General features: G+C 73.9%; 10 protein-coding genes. 9 read left to right on the forward strand and 1 reads right to left on the reverse strand.

Annotated elements, in window-relative coordinates; translation table 11 throughout:
- From AB0C02_RS20385 to AB0C02_RS20425, 9 genes are read left to right on the forward strand one after another with little or no spacing between them, the layout of a single operon-like run.
- The gene (locus AB0C02_RS20385) at positions 1-2,625 is read left to right on the forward strand and encodes an amino acid adenylation domain-containing protein (protein WP_357549966.1); all 2,625 of its coding nucleotides are present in this window, start codon (positions 1-3) and stop codon (positions 2,623-2,625) included.
- Positions 2,606-3,781, forward strand: coding sequence for a potassium transporter TrkA (locus AB0C02_RS20390; protein ID WP_357549967.1), 1,176 nt, complete (start codon positions 2,606-2,608; stop codon positions 3,779-3,781). The genes AB0C02_RS20385 and AB0C02_RS20390 overlap by 20 nt, the downstream gene beginning before the upstream one ends.
- Entirely contained in the window at positions 3,772-5,133 is a 1,362-nt protein-coding gene (locus AB0C02_RS20395; protein WP_357549969.1) for a DUF6002 family protein, read from the forward strand. The genes AB0C02_RS20390 and AB0C02_RS20395 overlap by 10 nt, the downstream gene beginning before the upstream one ends.
- Complete coding sequence (locus AB0C02_RS20400; RefSeq protein WP_357549970.1) at positions 5,130-7,496, forward strand: non-ribosomal peptide synthetase; 2,367 nt, start codon at positions 5,130-5,132, stop codon at positions 7,494-7,496. The genes AB0C02_RS20395 and AB0C02_RS20400 overlap by 4 nt, the downstream gene beginning before the upstream one ends.
- Positions 7,493-9,145 carry a beta-ketoacyl synthase N-terminal-like domain-containing protein gene (locus AB0C02_RS20405; protein WP_357549971.1) on the forward strand — a complete coding sequence of 551 codons (1,653 nt, stop codon included), beginning with the start codon at positions 7,493-7,495 and terminating at the stop codon, positions 9,143-9,145. The genes AB0C02_RS20400 and AB0C02_RS20405 overlap by 4 nt, the downstream gene beginning before the upstream one ends.
- The gene (locus tag AB0C02_RS20410; protein ID WP_357549974.1) at positions 9,142-12,645 is read left to right on the forward strand and encodes an amino acid adenylation domain-containing protein; all 3,504 of its coding nucleotides are present in this window, start codon (positions 9,142-9,144) and stop codon (positions 12,643-12,645) included. The genes AB0C02_RS20405 and AB0C02_RS20410 overlap by 4 nt, the downstream gene beginning before the upstream one ends.
- A complete protein-coding gene (locus AB0C02_RS20415) occupies positions 12,642-14,957 on the forward strand; it encodes a lantibiotic dehydratase (protein WP_357549979.1) in 2,316 nt (771 codons plus the stop codon). Before AB0C02_RS20410 ends, AB0C02_RS20415 begins: the two co-directional genes overlap by 4 nt.
- Positions 14,954-19,318, forward strand: coding sequence for a type I polyketide synthase (locus AB0C02_RS20420; RefSeq protein WP_357549982.1), 4,365 nt, complete (start codon positions 14,954-14,956; stop codon positions 19,316-19,318). Before AB0C02_RS20415 ends, AB0C02_RS20420 begins: the two co-directional genes overlap by 4 nt.
- The gene (locus AB0C02_RS20425) at positions 19,315-24,651 is read left to right on the forward strand and encodes an amino acid adenylation domain-containing protein (RefSeq protein WP_357549985.1); all 5,337 of its coding nucleotides are present in this window, start codon (positions 19,315-19,317) and stop codon (positions 24,649-24,651) included. Before AB0C02_RS20420 ends, AB0C02_RS20425 begins: the two co-directional genes overlap by 4 nt.
- Here the strand turns inward: AB0C02_RS20425 and AB0C02_RS20430 are convergent.
- Entirely contained in the window at positions 24,613-26,934 is a 2,322-nt protein-coding gene (locus tag AB0C02_RS20430; RefSeq protein WP_357549989.1) for a lantibiotic dehydratase, read from the reverse strand. The two genes, AB0C02_RS20425 and AB0C02_RS20430, sit on opposite strands and share 39 nt — an antisense overlap.
- Between the last annotated feature and the right edge of the window lie 31 nt (positions 26,935-26,965).

The raw sequence follows: 26,965 nt of genomic DNA on the forward strand, positions 1-26,965 counted from the left end.
ATGTCCAGTCCGCGTTACCTGCTCGATCTGGTGCACCGGCCCTCGGGAGTCGACGCCGACCGGCCGGCGATCGTCGGCCCCGACGGTGAGGTGAGCTACGCACAGCTGTGGGAGCGGGTCGGCGCGACGGCCGAACTGCTGCGCCGGGGCGGGATCAGGCCGGGTGACCTGGTCGGCCTCTACCTGCACCGGTCCGCCGACTACGTGACGTCGCTGCTGGCGACGCTCGCGGTGGGCGCGGTCGCGGTGCCGGTCGATCCGGAGCTGCCCTCCGGGCGAGTCGAGCAGCTGCTCGCCATGGCCGCACCCCGGCTCGTCCTGTACGCGGAGCGGCACGCTACCGTCGCCGCGCCGGCGGGCACCCGCTGGCGCGATGTGCGTACCGCCTCGGTGGTGGCGGGGGCCGATCCGCTGGATCGTGGGGGCTGGCTGCCGCCGGGGGAGCAGGCCGCGCTGGTGTTGTTCACCTCGGGGTCCACCGGCCAGCCGAAGGGTGTCGTGCTGCACCACGCCGGGCTGGTCAACCGGCTGGCCTGGGGCCACGACTGGTTCGGTTTCGCCGCCGACGACCGGGTGCTGCACAAGTCGTCGATCGGGTTCGACGCGTCGGTGCACGAGATCTTCTCCCCGCTCATCGCGGGTGGCACCGTGGTCATCGCGGGGCCGGGCCTGCAGTTCGACAGTCTCGGCCTGGTCCGGCTGATCCAGCGGGAAGCCGTCACTACCGCCCATTTCGTGCCGACCATGCTGCGGCACGTGCTCGACGAGCCGGAACTCGCCGGCTGTGTCACGTTGCGGCGGGTGCTGTGCGGGGGTGAGGCGTTGGACATGCAACTGGTCCGGCGGTGGCGTGCGGCGCTGCCGTGCGGGCTGTTCAACGGGTACGGCCCGAGCGAGACCTCAATCAACGTGTCCTACTGGGACTGTTCCGAGGCGTACGCGGGCAGCATCGCCCCGGTCGGCCGGATCATCGGCGGGGTGTCGGCGCGGGTGCTGGACGAGGAGTTCCGGCCGGTCGCCGACGGCGAGACCGGTGAGCTGTGGATCGGCGGGGTCGCGGTCGGCCTGGGCTACCTGCGCGACGACGAGCGGACAGCGGAACGTTTCCGGCCCGATCCGGTCCGGCCGGGTGCCCGGCTCTACCGCACCGGTGACCTGGTGCGGGTCGCGCCGGAGGGTTTCCTGGAGTTCCGGGGCCGGGTTGACGACCAGGTCAAGGTCCGGGGCATCCGGGTGGAGCCGGGCGAGGTCGCCGCGGTGCTGCGTAAGCATCCCGCCGTGCACGACGCGGTGGTCGTGGCCGTGCCGGACGAGGATTCCGGGCCGCGCCTGGTCGGGTACGTGGTGCCGCAGCCTCGGCGGGCCCCGGCGATCGGCGGGCTGACCCGGTTCCGGCTGCCCAACGGCATGGCGGTGACGGCGGCGTCGCCGGACGAGGCGGTCTTCCTCTACCGGCAGATCTTCGACCACGCGGAGTATTCGCGGTTCGGCGTACGCCTCGGTGACGGTGCGGTCGTTGTCGATGTGGGCGCCAATATCGGTCTGTTCTCGCTGTGGGCGACCCGGCAGGCGCGCGATGTGCACCTGATCGCGGTTGAGCCGAACCCGGACACGCTGCCGTACCTTCGGGCCAACCTCAGCCTCTACGCCGAGTCCGCCTCGATCGTGGAGGCCGCGGTGACGGATGTGGCGGGCACGGCCGAGCTGATCTCGTTCCCCGAGCTGAGTTACCTGTCCGGCCTGGGCGCCGATCGGGCCGAAGCCGCGTCGGACCTGGTCCAGTCGCACTACCGGCAGGGTGGCGGCGACGCCGACGAGGCCGAGCAGGCCGCGCTGCTGGCCGACGCGCACCGGCGCCTGACCTCGGTGGCGCACATGGTGCCGACGGTGACGCTGTCCGAGCTGCTGGACCGGTTCGGGCTGGACCGGGTTGACCTGTTGAAGGTCAACACCGAGGGCGCCGAGCTGAGTGTGCTTCGGGGTCTGCGCCCGGAGCACTGGCGCCGCATCGGCCAGGTGTGCCTGGAGGTCGAGCGCAGCAGCGTGACCGCGCCGCAGGTGCGCGAGCTGCTGTCGGCGGCCGGGTTCGAGGTGCACGAGATCGGTGACTGGAACGTCGGCGCGGACGCCGATGTCAGCTACCTCTACGCGATGCGGCCGCAGGATCAGCCGCCGGCGGCCTCGCCCTGGGACGAGCCCGCCGACCAGCTGCTGACGACCGGGCTCCTCCAGGGCTACCTGGCGTCGGTGCTGCCGCCCGCGATGCACCCGGACCAGCTCGTCTTCGTCGACAGCCTGCCCCGCCTGCCCAACGGCAAGGTGGCCCGGCTGGAACTGCCGCCGCCACCCCGGCGACACGGGGAGACGGCCCCGGAGCAGGGCGGCGGCCTCGCCGACCGGCTGCGCGAGGCGTGGCGGGTCACGCTCGGCGTCGAGGCCGTGCATGACGACGACAACTTCCTCGCCCTCGGCGGGCACTCGCTGACCGCGCTGCGTGTGGCGCACCGGGTGCGCGAGATGGCTGACCTGGAGGTGTCCCCGGCGAGCTGCCTGCGCGCCGGGTCCTTCGCCGACTGGTTGGCCCGGGTCGCGGACGCGAGACGCGATGACAGTCCCCCTCGGTAACGCGCCGCGGCATGTCGTCGTGGTGGGCAGCGGCCAGCTCGCCCGCTCGCTGTGCGATTCCCTGGCCTCGATTCACACCCCCCAGCGGGTACGCGTGACCGTGCTGGCCCGGGACCTGACCGCTGCGGCCGGCGCGGCCCGGGGCGCGCAGGTGCGCGCCACGGTCGCCGGGACCGGGGTCAGCTTCACCGCCCAACCGTTCACCGCCGAACCGTGCACCGAGCCCGGCGACGGGTACGCCGCCGACGCCGCGTCGATGGCCCGGCTCCGCCCTGACGTGCTGGTCTGCGCCGCGTCGACGCAGTCGCCGTACGAGCGGGTGCACGCGCCGTCGGCCTGGACGGACCTGGTCGCCGCGGCCGGCTTCGGGGTGACGCTGGCGTTGCAGGCCGAGCTGGTGTCCCGGCTGGCCGCCGCGCTGGCCGGCGGCGCACCGGACGCGCTGCTGGTCAACGGCTGTTTCCCGGACGCGGTCAACCCGCTGCTGGCGGCGCTGAATCTGCCCGTGCTGTGCGGCATCGGCAACGTGGCGACCCTGGCCGCGTGTCTGGACGCCGCGCTGGACCGTCCCGGGCCGGGGCGGCTGGCGGTGCTCGGCCACCATGCCCACCTCGCCGCGCCCGGCCCGGACCGCACGGGGGACACCACCGCCGAGGTACGCGCCTGGCTGGACGGCCGGCCCGTCCCGGACGTCACCGGGCTGCTGGCCGGCTACCGTGCCCTGCCGCGGCCGCAGCTGAACGCGTTGGCCGGGCATGCCGCCGCCGCCCTGGTGGCGGGGCTGGCTGCCGACGCGGGTGAGGTGGTGGCGAGCCTGCCCGGGCCGCTGGGGCTGCCGGGCGGCTATCCGGTCCGGCTCAGCGGTGGGCGGGCCGAGCTGCGGCTGCCGCCCGAGGTCAGCGCGGCGCAGGCTGTCGCCTGGAACACCGTCGCCGGGCACCGGGACGGCGTCGAGGTCAGCGACGGCCACGTGCGATATCCGGAGCGTGCCCGGGCGGCGCTGTCGGCGTACCAGCCGGAATTGGCCGAAGGCTGGCGCGTGACGGAACTGCCTGAGGTCTTTGCTCGGTTCATCGCCCTGCGCGACCAGCTGCGAACGATGCCACCGGCGCCGGCGCAGGCCCCTCGTGTGTTGGAGGAATCCCGATGTCCGTGACCGCCCCGACCACACGCAACCTGATCACCGACTATTACGACGTCATCGCGGCGGCGGTGGATCAGTGCGGCGCCGTTCCCGGCGGCCCGGCCGGGACGCCCGGCTTCGCGCCCGGCTTCGACCTGCCCGAGCTGACCCCGGCGGTGCGCGAGTACTACGCCGCCGCCACCGCGAGCTGGTCCCGGCTGGGCGAATACGGCGGGCACCACCTCCAACTGCTCGACCTGACGGCGAACCCGGGCACCCAGACCACCAAGACGTTCGCGTCGATGGTGATCGTCGCCCGCGCGGTGGAACACATCCGGCGCACCGGGACCCGGCTGTGCATCTTCACGCCGACCTCCGGCAACAAGGGTGTCGCACTGCGCGACTCGGTGGCCCGTGCCTACGCGGCCGGGCTGGTGACGCCGGAGCAGCTGTCCATCGTGGTGTTGGCACCGCAGTCGACCCGGCACAAGTTCCGCCACGACGCGCTGGCCGCCGACCCGCGGTCGCGTCAGGTCAACCCGCTGCTGCGGTACACCGGCAGCGACCCGGAGGGGGTGAAGGCGCTCGGCCGCGCGTTCGTCGACGAGTACGCCGCCACGATGCACGACAAGCACGGCATCACCCTGTGGTACACCCTGGACCTGAAGAACTACCTGGTCGCGGACGCCGCCCGCGCCGCCTTCGAGGCTGACGTGGCCCCGGCCGGCGCTGCCCGCCCGCGCTGGCACGCGCACGCCGTCTCCAGCGCTTTCGGCCTGCTCGGCTACAACCTGGGCCGCGACGTGCTCGAAGCGGCGGGCAAGGCCAGCCCCGCCGACCGGCCCGGCTTCCTGCTCGTGCAGCACCTCGGTACGCCCGACATGGTGCTCAGCCTGCGCCACGGTTCGTTCGAGCGGGACAACTGCCCGGCCTACACGCTGGATGAGGGCGTGGGTGCCTGGACGCAGGACAAGGACGCCCACTTCCCGGCCGTCACCGATGACCCGGCCGAGGTGCTCGACCCCACCTTCTACACCCACTGCCCGGTGACCTCCCCGGCGATGAACGCGTTGATCGAGCGGCACGGCGGCGACGGCATCGTCGTGTCGCGGCGCGAATGCGCCCAGCGCTACCCGGTGGCCCGGGACTGGCTCGCCAACGCCGGGCTCACGCTCCCCGCCGACCCTGAGCAGCTGCGGGAGTGGTCGATCGTGATGGCGCTGACCGGTGTCTGCAACGCCATCGACCGTGGCCTGGTGCCGGCCGGGCACGACATCGTGGTGCACGGCACCGGGAGCTACTCCAACGACTTCGCCGTAGCCGTCGCCGACGCCGAGGTGTCCACGGTCGCCGACGTCGTGGCCGCCGTCGGGAACACCTGGTGAACCCGACGTGCTCCGACCGCCCGCTCGGCCTGTCACCCGAGCGGGCTGCCTGGCTTGCCGCGCAGGCCCACGCCGCCGGGGTCACCCCGGCTGCGGTGGTCCTCACCGCGGTCGCCCTGCTGGTGCGCCGGTACACGGGCGCCCAGGTCGTGACGCTGGGGCACGGCGACGACCTGGTGGCGCTGGACCTGACCGCCGACGCGCAGATCCGCGAGCTGTGGCGGGCGGTGCGCCCGGCACCGCCGGGTTCCGCCGCCGACGCCAGCGTCCAGTTGGGCCCCGATCTGGTCGACGGCGCCCTGTCGGGGCTGCCCGTTGACTACGCCGATGACTTGTGCGCCGACCTGGCCGAGTTTCTGTCCGCCCTGGACCCGGCCGCGTCGTCGGCCGACGTGTTGCCGTCGGCCCGCTACGACCAGCGGCCGGCACCGCAACTGGGCCGGCTGCACGGTGGCGACGGCACCGAAGCCGACGGCGTACGCGGTGACACGATCCCGGCAGCGTTCGCTTCGGTCGTTGCCGCGTACCCGCAGCGGGTGGCGGTGCTGGCCGACGACGCGACCGTGACCTATCGCGAGCTCGGCGCCGCCGTCGCCGCGACCGCCGTGGCCCTGGCCGATCCGGGCACCATCGCAGCGCCTGCGCCGGTCGGGGTGCTGTGCCGACACGGCGTAGCCACGATCACCGGCATCCTGGCGGCGCTGGCGTCGGGGTCCGCGTACGTGCCGCTGGACACCGGGTTCCCGGCGGTCCGGCTGGCCGGGATGCTGCGCGATGCCGGGGTGCGGGCCATCGTCACGGACCCCGAGCACGCGCGGCTCGCCGCCACGCTGGCCGCCGAAGCCGGGCTGCCGCAGCTGCCGATCGTGCACCCGCGGCCGGGCACCTCCCCGGCCGACCTGTCGCTGCTGCGGGGGCCCGGACGGCCGGACGACCCGGCGTACGTGCTGTACACCTCGGGGTCGACGGGGATGCCGAAGGGTGTGGTGCAGAGCCACCGCAACGTGCTGTTCGGCGTACGCAATCACGTGCGTAACTTCGCCATCCGGCCGGATGACCGCACCAGCGTGCTCACCTCGTTCGGCTACGACATGGCGGTCACCGACACCTTCAGCGCCCTGCTGTCCGGTGCCGCAGCCGTCCCCGTCGACGTTCGCGCGCATGGCCTCGGCCACCTGGCCGGCGCCCTCGCCGACCGGCGTGTCACGATCTACCACTCCACCCCGACCGTCTACCGATACGTGGTGGCGAGCCTGGGCGAGGGCGGGCGGCTGCCGTCGATCCGCGCCGTCGTGCTCGGCGGCGAGGAGGTGACCAGGCACGACGTAACGCTGGCCCGGCGGTCGTTCGCGCCCGGTGTGGTGTTCGTCAACGGGTACGGCACCACCGAGATCAGCTTCGCCGCACAGCACCACCTGCCGCCCGGCGCCCAGCTGGAGCAGAACGTCGTGCCGATCGGGCACCCGCTGCCGGGCATCGAGGTGGTGCTGGCCGACCCGGCCGGGCGCCCGACCTGCCTGACCGGCGAGGTGATCGTGCGTACCCCGCACGTCGCGCTGGGGTACCTGGGCCTGCCGGAGCTCACTGCGGCCCGGTTCATCGAGCACGGCGGGGTGCGGGCGTACCGGACCGGGGACATCGCGCGGCGGCTGCCCGACGGGATGCTGGTCTACCTGAGTCGCCGCGACCGGATGGTGAAAATCCGCGGCTATCGGGTGGAGCTGGGCGAGGTCGAAGCCCACCTGGCCGGGCTGCCCGGGGTGGGCCAGGCGGCCGTGGTGGCCCGGCGCAGCGCGGCCGCGTCCGGCACCGGCGAGCAGGAGATCATCGCGTACGCGGTCCCGGCCGCAGGCGCGAGCATCGAGCCGGGACGGCTGCGGGAGCAGTTGGCGGCGGTGCTGCCGGACTTCATGGTGCCCCGCGCCGTGGTGGCGGTGGCGCAGCTGCCGATGGGCCCGACCGGCAAGCTCGACCAGGCCGCCCTGCCCGATCCGGATGCCGAGGCGGCGCGAGCCGTCGCGGGGGCCGGCGGGCCGCCGTCGGGGCCGGTCGAGGAGACGATCGCGGCGGGCTGGTGCGCGGTGCTGGGACTGCCCGGGGTGGACCGCCAGGTGAGCTTCTTCGAGTTGGGCGGGCATTCGCTCCAGCTCGCCCTCCTGCAGCGGCACCTGGAGGAACGCCTCGACCGGCGGGTGCCGCTGGCCCGGCTGGTGGAGTTCCCGACGGTGGCGGCGCTGGCGGCACACCTGGCGGCGGCGGACGCCGCTGGCGTACCGGCGGATGGTCGTTTGGCGGCGGTCGGGTACCGGATGGCGCGGCGCAGGGCCGCGCGGGGCGGTGGCGGCGGGGAGGGTGGGGCGTGAGCGAGGCCGACCAGATCGCGGTGGTGGGCCTGTCCTGCCGGGTGCCCGGCGCGGACGACGCACCCGCCATGTGGCGGAACCTGCTGTCCGGGGTGGACTCGGTGCGTCGGTTGACGGCCGCCGAGGGTGCGCTCGCCGACCCCGACTGGGTGCCGGTGTTCGGGCGGCTCGACGACCTGGACGGTTTCGACGCGGACCTGTTCGGCTATCCCGCCGAGCTGGCGGTGCTGCTCGATCCGCAGCACCGGCTGTTCCTCGAGGTCGCCTGGCGCGCCCTGGAGGACGCTGGAATCGATCCCGACCGCGACCCGGCCCAGGTCGGCGTGTTCGCCGGCTGCGGCCCGAACCGCTACCTGCACCATCACCTGCTGGGCAATCCCGCTCTGCAGCCCGGCTTCGGTGGCCTGGCTGAGGACTGGGACGACGTGTTGACCGGCTCGGGCTGCGACTACCTGCCGACGCGCACCGCGTACGCGCTGGGGCTGGCGGGACCGGCTGTGGCGATCCAGACCGCCTGCTCGACATCGCTGGTCGCGGTGTGTCAGGCGGCGCAGAGCCTGCTGGACTACCGCTGCGACGTGGCGATCGCGGGTGGCTCGGCGGTGGTCTCGACCCGGCAGGCCGGTTACCGCCGGCGGCCGGGTGGACTGCTGGCCACCGACGGGGTGTGCCGTCCCTACGATGCGGCCGCGACCGGGCAGGTGTTCGGCAACGGCGCCGGCGCCGTGGTGCTCAAACGCCTCGCCGAGGCGCGCGCCGACGGCGACCACGTCTACGCCGTCCTGCCGGGCTGGGCCGTGAACAACGACGGCGCCGACCGGCCCGGCTTCACCATCCCGGGCGTGGCGGGGCAGGCGGCGGTGCTGGCGGAGGCGCTGGCGTCGGTGGGCTGGGACTCGGCCGATGTGGGCTATCTGGAGGGTCACGGCACCGGCACCTCGGTGGGGGACGCGATCGAGGTCGACGCCCTGACTCGGGTACGCCGGGGCCGCGGCAGCCCGCTGCTGCTCGGCTCGTTGAAGGGCAACCTCGGCAACCTGGACGCCGCCGCCGGCGTGATATCCCTGATCAAGGCTGTGTACGCCGTCCACACCGGGCAGGTGCCGGGGACGGCGCACTTCACCGGCGCGCACGGCGACATCGACCTGGCCGCGGCGGGTGCCGAGGTCAGCGCGCAGACCCGGCCGTGGGCCGGGGAGCGGCGGGCCGGGGTCAGCTCGTTCGGCCTCGGCGGCACCAACGCGCACGTGCTGGTGGCGCAGGCGCCCGGCGCGAACAACCATGACGAGCAAGAACGTCATGATCGGGTGGTGCTGGGGCTGTCGGCGGGCAGCCCGGCCGCGCTGCGGGAGCTGGCCCGGCGGCTGGCAGAGCGGCTGGCCGTGGGTGACCTCGCCGTGGCGGACGTGGCGCACACGCTGGCGGTGGGACGGCGGCGGCTGGCGTACCGGGCTGCGGTCGGGTGCGCCGACGCCGACGAGGCGGTGGGGCAGCTGACCGCGCTCGCGCAGGGCGGACCGGTGGCCGACGACGCCGTCGCGCGTTCCTGGCTGGACGGTGGCGACCTGCCCGTGGTGCGGGGGCGGCGGGTTCCGCTGCCCGGCTATCCGTTCCAACGGACCAGACACTGGATCGAGGCAAGACGATGACCGGCCCCCACCTGCCCTATCCCGAGCTGTGCCTGCCCGACCTGGTCGCCGGGCACGCCCAGCGGCGTCCCCACGCGCCCGCGGTCGTGCAGGGCGATCTGACCCTGAGCTACGGCGACCTCGTCGGCCGGGCCAGCGCCCTCGCCGCGTCGCTGCGCGCACACGGCATCGCCCCGGACGACCTCGTCGGTGTCTGCGTGGATCGCCGTCCGGACCTGGTGGTCGCCCTGCTCGGCGTGCACGCGGCCGGCGCGGGGTATGTGCCGCTCGACCCGGCGTTGCCACCGCAGCGGTTGCGCGAACTGTCCGCCGAGGCCCGCCTTCACCTCATCGTGGGTACGCCCACCGCCGCGCCCGAAGCCTTCGGTGACCTGACCGTGCTGGGCGTACCAGCCGAAACGGCGCCCTGGCAGCCGACGCCCGCGACGCTGGCCACCACGGCGTACGCGATGTTCACCTCCGGGTCGACCGGGCAGCCCAAGGGCGCGGTGATCGAGCACCGGGCGCTGACCGAGAAGGTCACCAACATCGCGGACTTCTCCAACTACGACGAGACGACCCGATGCCTGGCGTTCGCCTCGATCGGGTTCGACGCGTCGGTGGCCGACCTGCTCGCTCCGCTGGCTGCCGGGGGCACGGTCGTGCTGGCCGGCGACGCCGAGCGGGCCGACCCGACCCGGCTCTACCGGGTCTGCGCCGAGCAGGCCGTCGACGTCGTGGTGCTGCCGCCGCCGATCCTGCCGCTACTGGACCCGGCCCGGCTGCCCGGCGTACGGCTGGTGATGACCGGTGGGGAAGCAACCGGACCGGAGCAGGTCGGCCGGTGGACCGACGGGGGCCGCCGGTTCATCAGCGTCTACGGCCCGACCGAGGCGACGGTGCTGGTGACCTGGTTCGAGGGCAGCGGCAACTGGACCGGGCCCATCCCGATCGGCAAGCCCGCCGCCAACCACCGTATCCACCTGGTCGACGACCGCCTGCGCGAGGTCGGCCCCGGTGAGATCGGCGAGGTGCTGGCCGGCGGGCCGGGGCTCGGCCGCGGGTACCTGTTCGACGCCGCGCGTACCGCGGAGCGGTTCATCCCCGATCCGTTCACCGCGCAGCCCGGGCAGCGGCTCTACCGCACCGGTGACCTGGCCCGATGGCTGCCCGACGGGAGCCTGGAATTCCTCGGCCGGGCCGACCGGCAGGTCAAGATCCGGGGACAGCGGATCGAACTCGGCGAGGTGGAGGCGGTGCTGCGCCGCCACCCCGAGGTGGGCAACGCCAGCGTCCAGGCGCGCGGCGGCCCCGGCGGCCAGGAACTCGTCGCGTACGTGGCCACCGGCCTGGACGTGGCGGACCTGCGCGCCTACTGCGCGCGGCTGCTGCCACCCGCGGCCGTCCCGGCGCGGATGTTCACCATGGCCGCGCTGCCGATCACCATCAACGGCAAGATCGACACCGAACGGCTGGCCGCGCTCACCGCCGCCGAACCCGCCCCGGCACCGCAGCGCGAGGCACCGGCCACCGACACCGAGCGCCTCATCGCGCAGGCCTGGGCGGCGCTGCTGGACGAACCGGCCGTCGACCGCGACGCCGACTTCTACGACCACGGCGGACACTCGATCACCGCGATGCGGCTGGTCGCCGACCTGCGGGAGCGGCTGGGCCGGAACATCGCGATCGAGGACGTGCTGATCGGCCGTACGCTGCGCGGCATCGCCGCCCGCGCCGACGCCGCCGCCGAGGCCAGCCCGGCCACCGTCACCCGGGGCCGTCCACCGGCCCTGTCCCCGGCGCAGCAGCGGCTGTGGTTCCTCGACCGCTACTTCCTCGCCGCCGCGTCGGCCTACAACGTCGCCTTCGCCGAACGGCTCACCGGCCCCCTCGACATCGCGGCCCTGGCCACGGCGCTCACCGCCGTCGCGGACCGCCAGCAGATCCTGCGCTGGCGCATCCCGGACACCGACGGCGTCCCGTACGCCGTGGCCGACCCGCCCGCGCCGGTGCCGTTGCCCGTGCGTGAACTGGCCCCGGGCACGGACCTCGCCACCCACCTCGCGGCGGCTGCGGCGGCACCGTTCACGCTGGCCACCGACACGCTGTGGCGGGCCGAACTGATCCGGACCGGCGCCGACGAGCACGTGCTGGCCGTCTACGCCCACCACGCCGTGTTCGACGGCTGGTCCCAGTCGCTGTTCTACGCCGACCTCGCCACCGCCTACCGCGCCGCGCTCGGCGACGGTGCGCCGCTGCCGCCGCTGCCCGCCACCTACGGCGACTATGTCGCGTGGCGCGCCGACCGCTCCCTGCGACGCGCCGAGCAGGACCTTGACTGGTGGCTGGAGCACCTGACCGGCGTACCCGTCGTGATCGAGCTGCCCGGGGGACGAGACCGGCCCGCCGAACAGACCTTCACCAGCGCGACCGTGACCACCCGGCTGGACCGGGCCGCGACGGCCGCCCTCACCGACCTCGCCGCCGGGCTCGGCGCGACCCCGGCCGCCGCCGTGCTGGCCGCGTTCGCGCTGGTGCTGGCCCGGCGCACCGGCCACCCGGACCTGGTCATCGGCACGCCCACGGTGGACCGGCGAGCCGCCGACTTCGAGCGGATGGTCGGGTTCTTCATCGAGATCGCACCGCTGCGGCTGCGCCCGGCCCCCGAGGCGGGCTTCGCCGAGCAGGTGCGCGCCGCGTGGGAGGAACTCCTCGCCGCGCTCGCGCACCCGGAAGCGCCGGTGGAACGCGTCGTCGGCGGGTTCGGCCTCGGCGGTCTGCTGGACCGCAGCCCGCTGGTGCAGGTGCTGTTCAACATGTACACGTTCGACGAGCCGAACCTGGACCTGGCCGGGCTCGGCAGCGAACCGGTGCCGGTGGCCGCGCCCGGGTCGCCGTTCGACCTCACCCTCTACGGCGTGACCCGCGACGGGCAGCTGCGAGTGGAGATCGTCTTCAACCCGGATGTCTACGGCACCGGCCTGATGGCGGCCGTGCTCGGCGAGGTCGAGCAGATGCTGCGGGCCGGAGCCGCCGATCCGCGGCAACCCGTGTCCCAGCTGCCCGGCTGGACGGCCATCCCGGCCGGAAGGCCGGGCGACGTGACCCGGGCCGCCCGGGTCAAGCGGGCCGTGGGCCGCTCGGGCGCGATCACCGCGCGCCCGGCCACCGCCACCGAACGGCAGATCGCGTCGGTCTGGTGCAGCGTGCTCGGCGTACCAGAGGTGGCGGCGACGGACAGCTTCTTCGACGTCGGCGGTGGCTCACTGGCCGTCGCCGTCGTGCAGCGGCAGCTCAACCGGCTGCTCGGCACGAACCTGCGGCTGGTGGACCTGTTCCGCCATCCGACCGTCCGTACGCTCGCCACATACCTGGACGACGCCCGCGCGTCCACGGAATCGCCGGCGGGAAGCGCCGAGGACGCGGCGGTGGAACGGGCTACGCGTCGCGGTGCCGTCCGTCTCCAGCGCGCCCGGCGCCACTCGACCGGTGAGCCCGCTGTCGGAGCTGATCCGACGTGACCCACCTGGTCCCACTCGGCGACACCGGCTGGTCGGTCTGGCGGGACGCGCTGCTGCGCAGCGCCGGGTTCCCCGCCGACGGCCTGGACCGCTTCGCCGCACCGGACTGCGCCGACGCCGCCGACCGTCACCTCGCCGGTGACCTCGACGCGTCGGCGTTCACGGCCGCGTACGCCGACGCCACCCGGGCGTCGGCGGCGGCGGTGTGCGAGATCGCCGCCGACCCGCTGTTCCGTGAGGCCGTGACCTGGCAGAACCCGGACGTCCTGGTGGCGCTCGACGGGCTGGTCAAGGACGGCCCGGACGGGCCACGCAACGTCCGCCGCCGGGGCCGGGAGAACGTCGTCGCCGGGTACTGGCAGCGATATGTCGCCAAGTGCGAAACCATCGGCTTCTTCGGGCCGGTGTGCTGGGGCACCGTCGAACCCGGCCCGGCCACCATCACCACCATGCCCGGCCCCGGCCTGCTGCGCCGGCGCGCCGTCTACCTCGAATACTGGGCCCTGTCCGCGTACGCGGACAAACTGGCGGCTGACCCGTTGGTGCGGGCGTGGCTGGCCCCGGCCCTGGCGCCGCACGCCCACCTGGACGGGCGGGTCGTGCACCGGCCCGCCCAACGCCCGACACCGGTGTCGCTGACCGAGTCGGTCGCGCTGGCGTGGTGCGACGGCAGCCGCCCCGCGCGGGAAATCGTCGACGACCTGGTCCGCGACGAGCGCGCCGGCGTGCGCCAGTCCGAGGACGGGTTCCTGCTGCTGACGCACCTGGCCGAACGGGGCCTGCTGCGCTGGGACTTCGACCTGCCGCAGGGGTTCGCCGCGGCGGAGCGCCTGCGCGAGCGGATCGGCGCCATCGGCGACCCGGCGCTGCGGGAAAACGCCCTGGCCGGGCTGAACCGGCTGGCCGGAGCCCGGACCCGGGTCGCCGACGCCGCCGGTGACCCCGCCGCGCTGGCCGATGCGCTGTCCGCGCTGGACTCGGAGTTCACCGAGCTGACGGGGTTGCCGCCGCGCCGCCGGGCCGGGCAGAACTACGCCGGGCGGGCGCTGTGCCACGAGGAGACCGCCCGCGACGTGGAGTTCACCGTCGGCACCGGCCTGCTCGACGCCCTGGCCCCGGCCCTGGCCCTGCCGTTGCAGGCGGCGCGCTGGCTCACGGCCGCACTGGCCGCCGCGTACGGCGACGCGCTGCGTGACCTGTACGCCGAGTTGAGCGGCGACGGACCGGTCCGGCTCGGCGACCTGTGGTTCCTCGCCCAGGGTCCGCTGTTCGGGCCCGGCGACCGGCCCGTCGACCGGGTCGCGCACGAATTCGCCACCCGCTGGGAACGGGTGCTCGGGCTCGCCGAACTGCCCGCCGACGCCGCGCGGCTGGAGGTCAGCTCGGCCGAGCTGGCGCCCCGGGTGGCCGAGCAGTTCCCGGCGACCCGCCCCGGCTGGAGCGCGGGCCGGGTACACAGCCCGGACCTGCAAATCTTCGCCGAGTCGCCGCGGGCGCTGGTCGACGGCGAGTTCGGGGCGGTGCTCGGTGAGCTGCACGCGGCGTACGCGACGTTCAACGCCGAGCTGTTCACGCACTGCCATCCCGACCTGAACCGGCTGCGGCGCGCGTACGCGGCGGACCTGGGCTCGGGACGGCTGCGCCCGATCTACCCGGTCGAATTCCCCCGGGTCGGCGGCCGGTTGTCGGCGTCGCTGTTCGGGCCGGGCGACTACCGGCTCGCGTTCGCCGACGCGCCGGGCGCTGGGCGGGACCGGCTCGTGCCGGCCAACGCCGCCCTGGTGTCTGAGGTGGACGGCGTGCTGGTGGCGACCGGGCCCGACGGCACCCGCTGGCCGCTGGTCGAAGTGTTCGCCGACCTGATCGCGGTGCACGCCGGCGACGCGTTCAAGCTGATGACCGAGCGCCCGCACAGCGCCCGGGTCACCGTCGACAAACTGGTGCTGGCCCGGGAGACGTGGCGCACCACGGTCGGGCAGACCGGCCTGACCAGCGCCATCGACCAGGCACAACGCTACCTCGCGGTACGCCGGTGGCGGGCCGCGCTGGGCCTGCCGGAGCGGGTCTTCATCCGGGTGGCCACCGAACTCAAACCCACGTACGCCGACCTGACCAGCCCGCTGTACGCCAACCGGCTCTGCCTGCTGCTGCGGGCGGCACATCTGGAGGGCGGCGACGACGTGCCGGTGACGGTGTCGGAGCTGCTGCCCGGGTTGCCGCAGGCGTGGCTGCCCGACGGCCAGGGCCGCCACTATGTCAGCGAGCTGCGCCTGCACATCAGCGATTCGGCCGAGCCGGAAGGGACGCCATGACGAACGAGGCAGTGGAGCCGATCGCGATCGTCGGGCTCAGCCTGCGCGTGCCGGGGGCATCGTCGGCGGAGGAGTTCTGGCGCAACCTGGTCGACGGCACCGAGTCGTTCACCCGGTTCAGCCGGGCTGAGCTGCTGGCGCGCGGGGTGAGCGAGGACGAGCTCGACGATCCGGCGTACGTGCCGGTGGCGGCCGTGCTCGACCAGTTCGACCAGTTCGACGCGGGTCTGTTCGGAATGAGCCCGCGCGACGCGGAGCTGGCCGACCCGCAGCAACGACTGTTCCTGGAGCACGCGCACGCCGCTCTGACCGACGCGGGCTGTGACCCGACCCGCTACGACGGCGAGATCGGCGTCTACGCGGGCAGCAACGCCGACCTCTACCAGTGGCTCAACGTCCGGCGGAACCCGCAGGCGCTGGCGGGCGCGGGTGAGCTGCGGGTGTCGCTGGGCAACAAGCCCGACTACCTGGCCAGCACCGTGTCGTTCCGGCTCAACCTGCGCGGCCCGGCGATGACCGTGCAGACCGCCTGCTCGTCGTCGCTGGTCGCGATACACCTGGCCAGCGAAGCGCTACGCAACGGCGAGTGCGACACGGCGCTCGCGGGCGGGGTGTGCGTGGAACTGCCGCACGCCGTCGGGTACGTCGCCGACGACGGATACACGTCCGCCGACGGGCACTGCCGCCCGTTCGACGCGCAGGCCAACGGCACGGTCTACGGCAGCGGGGTCGGGGTTGTCGTGCTCAAGCGGCTGTCCGACGCGCGGGCCGACGGAGACGACATCCGGGCGCTGATCATCGGCAATGCGGTCAACAACGACGGCATGACCAAGGCGAGCTTCACCGCACCCAGCGTCAGCGGGCAGTTGGAGGTCGTCGTGCAGGCCCTCGCGGTCGCCGGCGTCGCCCCGCGCTCGGTCAGCTACGTGGAGGCGCACGGCACCGGTACGGTCCTCGGCGACTCGATCGAGATCGCGGCGCTGACGGCGGCCTACGGGCGGCGTGCCACCGAGCGGGGTTGGTGTGGGGTCGGCTCGACCAAGGCCAACATCGGCCACCTCAGTGCCGCCGGTGGCGTGATCGGCCTGATCAAGACCGTGCTGTCGATGCAGCACCGGCTCATCCCGCCCAGCATCAACTACGACCGGCCGCACCCGGAGATCGACTTCGAGGCGAGCCCGTTCTACGTGGTGTCGACGCTGACCAAGTGGGAGCCCGAGGAGCAGCGACCGCTGCGGGCCGGGGTGAGCTCACTCGGCCTTGGCGGCACCAACGCGCACCTGCTGCTCCAGGAGGCACCGCCTCCCGCACCCGCCACGGCGCCGGATCACGGTGGGGGCGAGCTGATCCAGGTGTCCGCCGCGACCCCGGCCGCGCTGGCGGCGGCGTGCGCCCAGGTGGCCACCCGGCTCACCGACCGGCCGGAGCGGGAACTGCGCGACGTGGCGTACACGTTGCGGGAGGGACGGCCGGTCTATCAGCACCGGGCCGCCGTCGTCGCGGTGGACGCGGCCCAGGCGGCCGCGGCGCTGACCGACCCGAAGCGTCGGGCCAGCGGGGACGCCGCGACGGTGCCCCGGGTGGGCCTGCTCTTCCCCGGCCAGGGCTCGCAACACCCCGGCATGGGCGCGCGCCTCGCCGCGACCGAGCCGGTGTTCGCGGCCACCGTGGACGAATGCGGCCGGATCCTCGGCTGGAACCCACACGAGCTGATCTTCAACACGGAACCCGGTGCCGACGAGCGGCTGGCCGAACCCGCGGCGCTGCAACCCGCCCTGTTCACCATCGAATACGCCACCGCGATGCTGTGGCGACACTGGGGTGTCACGCCCGCCGCGATGATCGGCCACTCCATCGGCGAGCTCGTGGCGGCGACCGTGGCCGGGGTCTTCGACCTGCCCGACGCGCTGCGGCTCGCGGCTGCCCGGGGCCGCCTGGTCCAGGCCGCGCCGCAGGGCCGCATGCTCGCCGTGCAGCGCGGCGCCGACGACATCTCGCCCCTGCTGCCCGCCGGCGTCGCCATGGCGATCAGCAACGGGCCCAACACCTGCGTGCTGGCCGGCGCACCAGAGCCGGTCACCGCCTTCGCCGACACGCTGCGCGAACGCGGCGTCAGCTGCACCCTGCTGCGGACGCCGTACGCGATGCACGTGCCGCTGCTGGACCCGGTGCGCGACGAGTTCGCGGCGCTGGTGGCGGCGGTGCCCCGCCGGGCGCCGAACCTGCCGGTGTGGTCGGCCGCGACCGCCGCACCGTTCACCGACGAGCAGGTCACCGATCCGGCGTACTGGGGGGAACAGCTGTGCCGGCCGGTGCGGTTCGGGGCCACCGTGGCAGGGCTCGCCGCGACGGGTGCCGCCGACGAGTGGCTCCTGCTGGAGTGCGGGCCCGGCCGCCAGCTCGCCGGGCTCGCCCGGCTCAGCCAGCCCAAGGGGGCCAGGGCGCCGCTGCGGACGCTGCCCGCGCCGGGGGAGAAGCTGACCGACCGGCAGACCGCCTACGAGGCGGCGGGCCGGCTGTGGACGGCCGGGATCCCCGTACGCCTGCCCGCGCCCGGCACGCCACGCCGGGTGCCCCTGCCCGGGTACCCGTACCAGCGGACCCGGCACTGGATCGACCCGGCGCCGGTGGCCGCACCCGCCGAACCGGCCGCCGACCGCCGCTACGACGACGGGGTCGTCGAGGTGCCGGTCTGGCACCAACTGCCCGCCACGGCACCCGCCGAAGCGCCCGGTCAGCTGCTGCTCTTCGCCGCCGGTGAGCGGGGCACGGCCCTCGCGGCCCGGCTGCGTGAGCGCGGCACCGACATCACCGTGGTCCGCCCTGGGGCTGCCTTCGCCGTCAGCCCCGACGGCTACCGGCTGCGAGCGACCAACGCCGCCGACTATCAGCGGCTGCTCGACGAGTGCGCCGACGACGGCCGGGCCGCCCGGATCGTGCACGCCTGGGCGCTCGACGGCGACCCGGCCGACTCCGATGCGGACGCTGTGTCGGCGGCCCAGGAGCACGGGTACTACGCGCTGCTGACGCTGCTGGACGCGCTGCCGGCCGCCGGTGTGCAACTAGACGTGGCCACCACCGGAGTGGCCGACGTGACCGGGGCCGACCTGGTGCGCCCGGAGCACGCCACCGTGGCCGGGGTGGTGCGCTCGGTGCCGCTGGAACGCCCGCAGGTGCGCTGCCACTGGGTCGACGCCGACCCGGGCGACCCCGGCATCGACGCGGTGGTGGACGAACTGCTCGGCACCGAGCGGGCCGAGACGGTCGCGTTGCGGCTGGGCGGGCGCCGCTGGACCCGCGAGTTCGCTGCGGTCCGGCCGAATGGGCGTACCACCTCGGGGTTGGGCATCCGCGACGGCGGGCGTTACCTGATCACGGGCGGGCTGGGCCGCGTCGGCGGCGCGTTCGCCGCCGACCTGGCCCGGCGCGGCGCGCAGCTGGTGCTGGTGAGCCGCACCGCGCAGCCGCCGCCGGCCACGATCGAGGCCCTGGCACAGGCGGGCGCCCGGGTGCGGCACCTCACCGCCGACGTTACCGACGTGGCCGCCATGCGGGCGGTACGCGCCGAAGTCCTGCGTGACCTCGGCGGCCTCGACGGCATCATCCACGCCGCGAAGCTGCCCGACACCGGCCTGTCCGCCGGGTCGCGGCTGGCCGACGCGGCGGCGGAACTGCGACCGAAGGTCACCGGCACGCTGGTGCTGCGCGAGGTCTTCGGTGACCTGCCGCTCGACTTCGTGGCGCTGACCTCGTCGGTGACCGCGCTCGCGGGTGGCCTGGGCCGGGCCGACGACACGGCCGGCAACGCATTCCTCGACGCGTACCCGCGCAGCCCGCACGGCTGGCCGACCCGCCTCGTGTCGCTGGCCTGGGGCGCGTGGCAGGACGACGGCGTGCCCGAACACGACGGGCTCCCCGCCGTGGCGGCGGTCGCCGCGGGGCAGCGGGTCCTCGCCGAGGGCCGCACCGGCTCGGTGGCGATCGGCGCCTACCCGGTGGCCGCGGTCGCCGGCCACGAGCGGCGACTCGCCTCGGCCGCCGCCACGGTGACCTCCACCGCGGCCGCCGCTGACGGCGACCTGACCGCCACCATCGCCCGGATCTGGGGCGACGTCCTCGGCGTCGCCGAAGTCAGCCCACACGACAACTTCTTCCGACTCGGCGGCACCTCGCTGGTGGCGGCGCAGCTGGTGCTGCGCATCCGCCAGGCCGTCGGCGCCCGGCTGTCCATGCGGGTGCTGTTCGACGCGCCGACCGTCACCGCGATGGCCGCCCGGATCGAGTCGCTACGCGGCGCCCCACCGGCCGCCGCCGCGGAGGCACCCATCCCGCGGCTGCGCAGACCGGGGCAACCCGCATGACCGAGACGCGGCACGACCTCGCGGCGGTGGGCGACGTCTACACCGTCCCCGCCTCCTATGCTCAGGAGCGGGTCTGGTTCACCGCCCAGCTCAGCCCCGGGCAGCCGCTGTTCACGATGACCGACGCGGTCACCCTGCCACCGGGCGCGGGGCCGCAGCAGGCGCTCGCCGCGCTGCGAGCGGTCACCGAACGGCACGAGGCCATGCGCACCACCCTGCGCCTGACCGACGGCGAGCTCTACCAGGACATCCACCCCACCGTGCCGATCGAGCTGCCGGTGACCGACCTGTCCGGGCTGACCGAGCCGGACCGGGAACGCACCCGCGCCCAGATCGTCGCCGAGTACGCCCGCCTCGACCTGCCGATGGACAGCGCACCGCTGTGGCGGGCGCGGCTCCTGCGGCTCGACGCGGACACCTGGTGGCTGCTGTTCGCCGGGCACCACGTCATCCTGGACGGCACCGCACTGCTCAACCTGCGTGCCGAGCTGACCGAGCTGTGCGCCGCCGCCGTCGCGGGCCGGACGCCGGACCTGCCCGACCTGCCCATCCAGTACGCCGACTACGCCGCCTGGGAACGCGACCGCCTCGACGGCCCTCGGCTGGGTCAGCTGCGCGACTACTGGCGGGAGACGCTGACCGGCCTGCCCGCCGTGCACGCGCTGACCACCGACCATCCGCGCCCGCCGACTCGCACGTTCAGCGGCAGCGACGTACGCCGCACCCTGCCCGACGGCGTGGCGCAGGCGCTACCCGAGCTGTCCCAGCAGGCCGCCGCGACCCCGTTCATGGTGCAGCTGGCCGCCTACGTCGCGCTGCTGCACCGGCTCTCAGGCAGCGACGACATCGTGGTCGGCATGCCGGTGGTGGGCCGCGACCGCGCCGAGTTGGCGCCGCTGCTGGGCATGTTCATGAACATGCTGACGCTGCGGGTCGACGTCTCCGGTGATCCGCCGTTCCTGACCCTGGTCCGCCGGGTGCGCCACGTCGTGCTCGACGCGTGGGACCACCAGGACATGCCGTTCCAGAAGCTCGTCGAGGACCTGGCGGTGCGGCGCGACCCCGGCGTACCGCCGCTGTATCAGGTCACGTTCCATCATCTGCCGACGGGCCGCGGTGAGGCGTTCGGCGGCGCCATGGACGACCTGTCGCTGGAGATCGCCGGGGACGAACTGCGGCTGGAGTACAACACCGCCCTGTTCGCGGCCGCCAGCATGGAGGCGTTCGCGGACCGCTACCTGCTGCTGCTCGCGGCCGCTGCCGCAGCGCCCCGGACCAGGGTGGGCGCGCTGCCGATCATGTCGGAAGCCGAGCGCGCCCAGGTCGTGACCGGCTGGAACGCCACCGACGCCCCGGTGCGCCAGACCACCCTGGCGGAGCTGTTCGACGGCCAGGCCCGGCGTACGCCGGACGCGGTCGCGTTGGTCGACGGCGGCAACCGGCTGACCTACGCCGAGTTGTCCGCCGCCGCAGAGCAGGTGGCACGGCGGCTGATCGCGCACGGTGTGGGGCCTGAGTCGATCGTCGCCATCCATGAGCCCCGCTCCAGCCGCCTGGTCGTCGGGCTGCTCGGCATTCACCGGGCCGGCGCGGCGTACCTGCCGTTGGATCCGGACTATCCGGCGCAGCGGCTGGCCTTCATGCTGGCGGATGCCGGTGCCGGGGTGCTGCTGGCCGACGAGGTGCCGGAGGGGCTGGCGGTACCGGGCGTGGTGCTGCCGCTGACCGGTCCGGACCAGCCCGAGACTGCAGCGGGCACCGCCGCAGGGCCGGGCAACGCGGCGTACCTGATCTACACGTCCGGGTCCACCGGGCGACCGAAGGGCGTGATCAACGAGCACGCCGGCATCGTCAACCGGCTCGACTGGATGCAGGACGCCTTCGGGCTCGGACCCGACGACGCCGTGCTGCACAAGACGCCGATCGGTTTCGACGTGTCGGTGTGGGAGGTGTTCTGGCCGCTCACCGTAGGTGCGCGGCTGGTGCTGGCCCAGCCGGGCGGACACCGCGACCCGGCGTACCTGCGGGATCTGATCGAGCGGGAGCAGGTCACCACCGTCCACTTCGTGCCGTCGATGCTGGACGCCTTCCTGGCCACCGCCGGTCCCGCCGACCTCGCCCGATGCGGGTCACTGCGGCGGATCGTGTGCAGCGGCGAGGAACTGCCGCTCGAACTTGCCCGCCGGACCGTGGCTGCCCTCCCGGCCGCCGCGCTGCACAACCTCTACGGGCCCACCGAGGCCGCGATCGACGTCACCGCCTGGGCCGCTACGCCCACAGCGCTGGCCGGGGTCAGCCGGGTGCCGATCGGCGGGCCCATCCGCAACGTCCGTACCTATGTGCTCGACCAGGCTCTGCAGCCGGTACCGGTCGGCGTCGCCGGGCAGCTCCACCTCGGCGGGGTGCAGGTGGCCCGGGGCTACCTGCACCGCCCCGAACTCACCGCCGGCACGTTCGTCGCCGACCCGTTCGACGACACCGGCGGGCGCCTCTACGCCACGGGTGACCTGGCCCGCTGGCGGACCGACGGCACGCTGGAGTTCCTCGGCCGCGTCGATGACCAGGTGAAACTGCGCGGCCTGCGGATCGAGCTGGGGGAGATAGCCGCCGTGCTGCGCGAGCAGCCGGAAGTCGGCTCCGCCGCCGTCGCCGTACGCGGCGCCACGCCCGCCGAGCAGCGCCTGGTGGCGTACGTGACGCTGGCGACGGGGACCGAGGCCCTGGACCGGGCGGCGCTGCGGGAGGCGCTGAAGCGGCGGCTGCCGGAGTACATGGTGCCGTCGGCGTTCGTGCCGCTGGACGCGCTGCCCCTGTCTCCCAACGGAAAGCTGGACACCGCCGCGCTGCCCGCGCCCGGGCATGACGGCAGCCCGGCCGCCGTGCGCCGGCCACCGGTCACCCTGGTCGAGCAGGCCATCGCCGCCGCCTGGCAGGACGTGCTGGGGATCAAGGACGTCGGGCTCGACGACGACTTCTTCGAACTGGGCGGGCATTCGCTGCTGGCGATCCGGATGCTGGCCACGCTGCGCGACGCGTTCGGGCACATCGACGTCGGCGTGATGGACGTGTTCCAGCACCCCACGGTGCAGGGGCTGGCCGCGCTGATCGACGGCCCGGCCGACGCGGAGCGCCAGCGGCCGCTGCTCTACGAACTGACCAAGCCGGTCCCGGCGGCGCAGCGGGTGCGGACCTACGTGTGCGTACCCTATGGTGGCGGGCTGGCCAGCATCTACCAGCCGCTCGCGGACGAGCTGCCACCCGGGCACACGCTGTTCTCAGTGGCGGTCCCTGGACATGACGTCGGGGTCAGCGACACCGCGCTGCCCTTCGGTGAGCTGGTCGACCGGTGCGTGACCGAAATCCAGGACCGGGTGGACGGTCCGCTGGTCCTGTACGGCCACTGCGTCGGCGGCGCCCTGCTGACCGGTATCGCCCGGCGGCTGCACGAGCAGGGCCGCCCGATCGAAGCGATCTACGCGGGCGGCGTGTTCCCGACGGCCCGGCCGGACAACATGCTCGGCCGCCTCGTCGACTGGGTCGACTCCCGCGGCGCGGACCGGCGTTACGAGACGTTCCTCCGCTCGATCGGCGCCGAGCTGGCCGACCTGGACCAGGCGCAGGTCGACCGGTTCGTCTACCACGTGCGGCGGGAGGCCGCCGAGGCGCAGGAGAAGTTCACCGAGTGGCTGGAGGCCGAGCCTGTCCAGGTGGCCGCGCCGGTGATCTCCGTCGTGGGCACCCACGACATGCTCACCGAGTATTACGAGGAGCGCTACCGCGAGTGGAGCTTCCTCGGCGTATCCACCGCACTGGTGGTCCTCGACCAGGCCGGGCACTACTTCATCAAGCAGCGGGCCAAGGCGCTCGCCCAGGTGGTCACCCAGACCCATCTCCGGCTGGCCGAGCCCTCCGCCGCGCCGGCCACGACGGACCGGCTCGCTGGTGGCGACTGGGAACTAGCCGCCACCAGCGCCGACCCCGCCACCGCCGGCGCCGACGTGCAGCCCGGCGTACGCCGCTTCCTGGCACTCACCGCCAGCCAGCTGATCTCGGCCACCGGCTCGGCGCTGACCCAGTGGGCCGTACCCGTCTGGGTCTACCTGACCACCGGGTCGATGCTGTGGTTCGGCCTGTCCGGGGTGATCGCCTACCTCCCGGCACTGCTGACGCTGCCGGTCGCAGGTGCCGTCGCGGACCGCTTCGACCGGCGCAAGGTGCTACTCGCCGCGTGCGCGGCCGCCGTGACGGCGGAGGCGCTGCTGGCCACGCTGCTGTGGACCGACCAACTGGGCCTGGCCGCCATCTACACCCTGGTCTGTGTGCTCGGCGCGGCGTCGGTGTTCCAACGCATCACCTACCTGGCCGCGATCCCGCAGGTCATGCCGAAGCGCTACCTCGGGCACGCCAACGGCATCGCCCAACTGGCCGTCGGGCTCAGCTCGCTGGCGGTGCCGCTGCTGGCGGCGGGCCTGCTCGCGGCGATCGGCCTGACCGGCGTACTACTGATCGACATCGTCAGCTACGCGGTCGCGATCAGCGTCCTCGCGGTGGTGAAGTTCCCCAAGCTGCTCGGCCGCCGACGCAAGGAGCCATTCCTGGCCGAGCTGATCGGCGGGGCACGGATGACGTGGGCGGAGCCGGGGTTCCGGGCCATGCTCGGCTTCTTCTCGCTCTACAACCTCTGCCTGGCCAGCCTGCTGTTGGTGCCGCCGATGGTGCTCGCGTTCGGCACGATGGGCCAGGTCGGCACCGTCGCGTTCGCCGAGGCGCTGGGCGCTGTCCTGGGCGGCCTCGTGATCGCGGTATGGGGTGGCCCGACCAGGCGCCGGATGCCCGCCCTGATCACGATCGCGTTCGGCGTCGCGATCAGCCTGGTGCTCAGCGGCGTACGCCCGAACCTTGCGCTGGTCGCGCTCGGCAGCTTCGGCGTGGGACTGGGCCTGGGCCTGCACAACGGCATCTACCTGTCGATCATCCAGGTGAAGGTGCCGCAGCGGTTCCACGGCCGGGTGCTGGCGATCATCCAGACCCTGACCTGGGCGACGTTGCCGCTGGGCTTCGCCGTACTGGTGCCGCTGAGCGGGTCGGTGCTGGAGCCGATGTTCGCTCCGGGCGGCGCCCTGGCCGACAGCGTCGGTGCCCTGATCGGGACCGGCCCTGGCCGAGGGCTCGGGTTCGCGTTCGTCGTGTCCGGGCTGGCCCTGGCCGTGGTGTCGCTGGGCGCCTACGGCCAGCACCGGTTGCGACTGTTCGACACCGAGACCCCCGACGCGCCGGCGGATGCGACCGCGTGGCTACCGCACCAGCGCCGCCGCCGGATCGACGATCTGTAGCCGCAGCTCCGAGGCGTACGCCTGGCCGGCCGCATCGGTCAGCCAGGCGTCGCCCGGGCCGGGCAGCAACTCGGTGATGGTCAGCCCGACCCCGTCGCCGCCCCGCTCGTGCGCGCCCCGCAGCAGGGTGCACAGCAGCCGGGTGTAGACGCCGCTGGTCAGGTCGACGAAGCTGGGTTTCAGCTCGGTGTCGACCCGTACGAAGATCTGCTCGGGCAGGCCGAGGCCGAGCCTCCAGCGCCGCACCGCGAGGTAGCGTTCCCGCTCGCCCTTCACCTTGTGCAGCCCGGTGTCGCCGACCGTGGTGCGCCAGGTCTCCCGCACCAGCACGAGGTCATCGACGGTGATACGCGGGGTATGCCCGACGTTCCCGGCCAGCTTCCACGTGTCGAACACCTGGTAGTCGAAAAGCTGCGCGAACACCTCCACCAGCGGCCACTGCCGTCCGTCGCCCGCGTGCACCCGCAGGCTGCCGTCGGCTTCCGGTCGCACGGTGAGGCCGGTGATCGGCACAAGGCGGTCCGGGTCGGCGCCGGGGGCGCTGACGAAGCCGAGCTGCGCGTCGGCGGGCCCGTGCAGCCATTCCGCGATACGGGCCGTGTGACGTGGCCAGTCCACCGGGGCCAGCAGCCGCACCCGGCCCTCAGGCAGGTCGGCCCGCATGCCGTCGCGCAACCGCTGCGGATCCGGGTGCCCGTACGCGAAAAAGTGCGTGTCGAACGCGGCCAGGGCCACGTGCAGTTCGCCCAGCACGACGGTGAAGTCTCCGCGCAGCAGGGCCGCCTCGTCCGGGGCGCACAGATGCACGTCGGGGCTGTGAATCCGGGCGGCGGCCCAGCCGGGCACGGCGGCTGGGAACGCCGCGGCGACCCGCTCGGTCAGCTCGGCGGCGCCGAACCGCAGCTCCCGGGCGTCGGCATCGGCGTCGGCCAGGCCGAGCACCTTCGCCCACCGGGCCAGGAAATCGGCGGTGACGGCAGCGCCGGGCGGGTCAGCCCCGAACACGACCGCCTGTGCCAGGAACCACAGGTCCGGCAGCGGAACATCCGCAGTGGCCGAATCGGCCGACAGGTCACGGTAGAGGGCGGCCAACGCCTCGGCGTACGCGTCGCCGATCGCCGCCGTCAGCCACCGCGCCGACAGCAGCAGCGGCTCCAACGGAGCAAGCCTCTCCAGCAGCCTGTCACCGAAGCTGATGTCCAGGTCCCGTACGGTCTCCAGGTGGCACAGCGTGCGCCCGGCGTACACCTCGCCGGGCTGCTGCCGCGCGGCCCGACCGGTCACCTCGACGAACTTGCCCTCCAAAGCGGACATCGCGGCGGCCAGGGTGTCCGAGTCGTCGGCGGCGGCCACCGCGTCGCGCAGCACGCCGATGGCGGCCAGCTCACCGAGCACCCGTTCGCGGACCAGGTCGTCGCCGATCGCGGCGAGCTGCTCGCGCAGCACATCCTCGGCGGTGAGGTCGATCGGCAGGTCGAACCCGATCCGCAGCACGCCCCGCTCGGCGAGTTCGTCGAGCTGCGCGTACACGTCGACGGCCCGGCGGAACCCGCTCGCCGGGTCCCCGACCAGCGCGGAGGCGAGGTCCGCGACGCGCGATCGCCGCTGCGCCAGAGCGAGCAGCGCGGCCGTCGCCGCCGGCAGCGCCTGCGGCGCGCGGTGCGGATGCAACAGCACCCCGTCGCGCAGCGTCAACTGGGGCGCCAGCCGCACCGGCAGCCACTCCCGCACGCCCTGCGCGCGGGCGAACGCCTCGCCGAGCGCGTCCAGCGCCCACCGCTCGAGAAAAACCCGGCGGGTACGCGTCAAAGCCGCACCCGGGCGCACCGTGGCGACGGGACCGGGGCCGCCCAGCTCCGTCCAGCAGATGGGACCGAAGAAGCCGACGGTGTCGTTCTTGAGGCAGTAACGCTGCCAGTATTTCGCGATGACCTCCTCGCGGTGCCGTCGGCGCAGATTGCGCGGGGCGTGCGGGCCGTCGCGCCGGATCGCGTCGACCGCGACCAGGACGGCCGGATTCTGCCAGGCCAGCGCAGCGCGGAACGCATCGTCGCAGGCGATGTCGTAGACCGCTTGGCCGAGATCCGTTGCGGCGGCGTCGAACGCGGCCTCGAAAGCGGTCACGTTGGAGGCACCGGTGAGATGGCCGTCGGCGGCCGCCGCGAGCGCGGGCGCCGCGAACCGCCGCATCCCGGCCACCGGAAAACCGGCCGACCGCAGTAGCGCCGAACGCCATACGTACCACGGGGTTCCGGCCAGCGACGTGAGATGCTCTCGGGGCATCCGGCAATGGTATGCATCGAAGGATCTGCGG

It is taken from the genome of Micromonospora sp. NPDC048999 (assembly GCF_040649295.1).
GTDB lineage: Bacteria > Actinomycetota > Actinomycetes > Mycobacteriales > Micromonosporaceae > Micromonospora.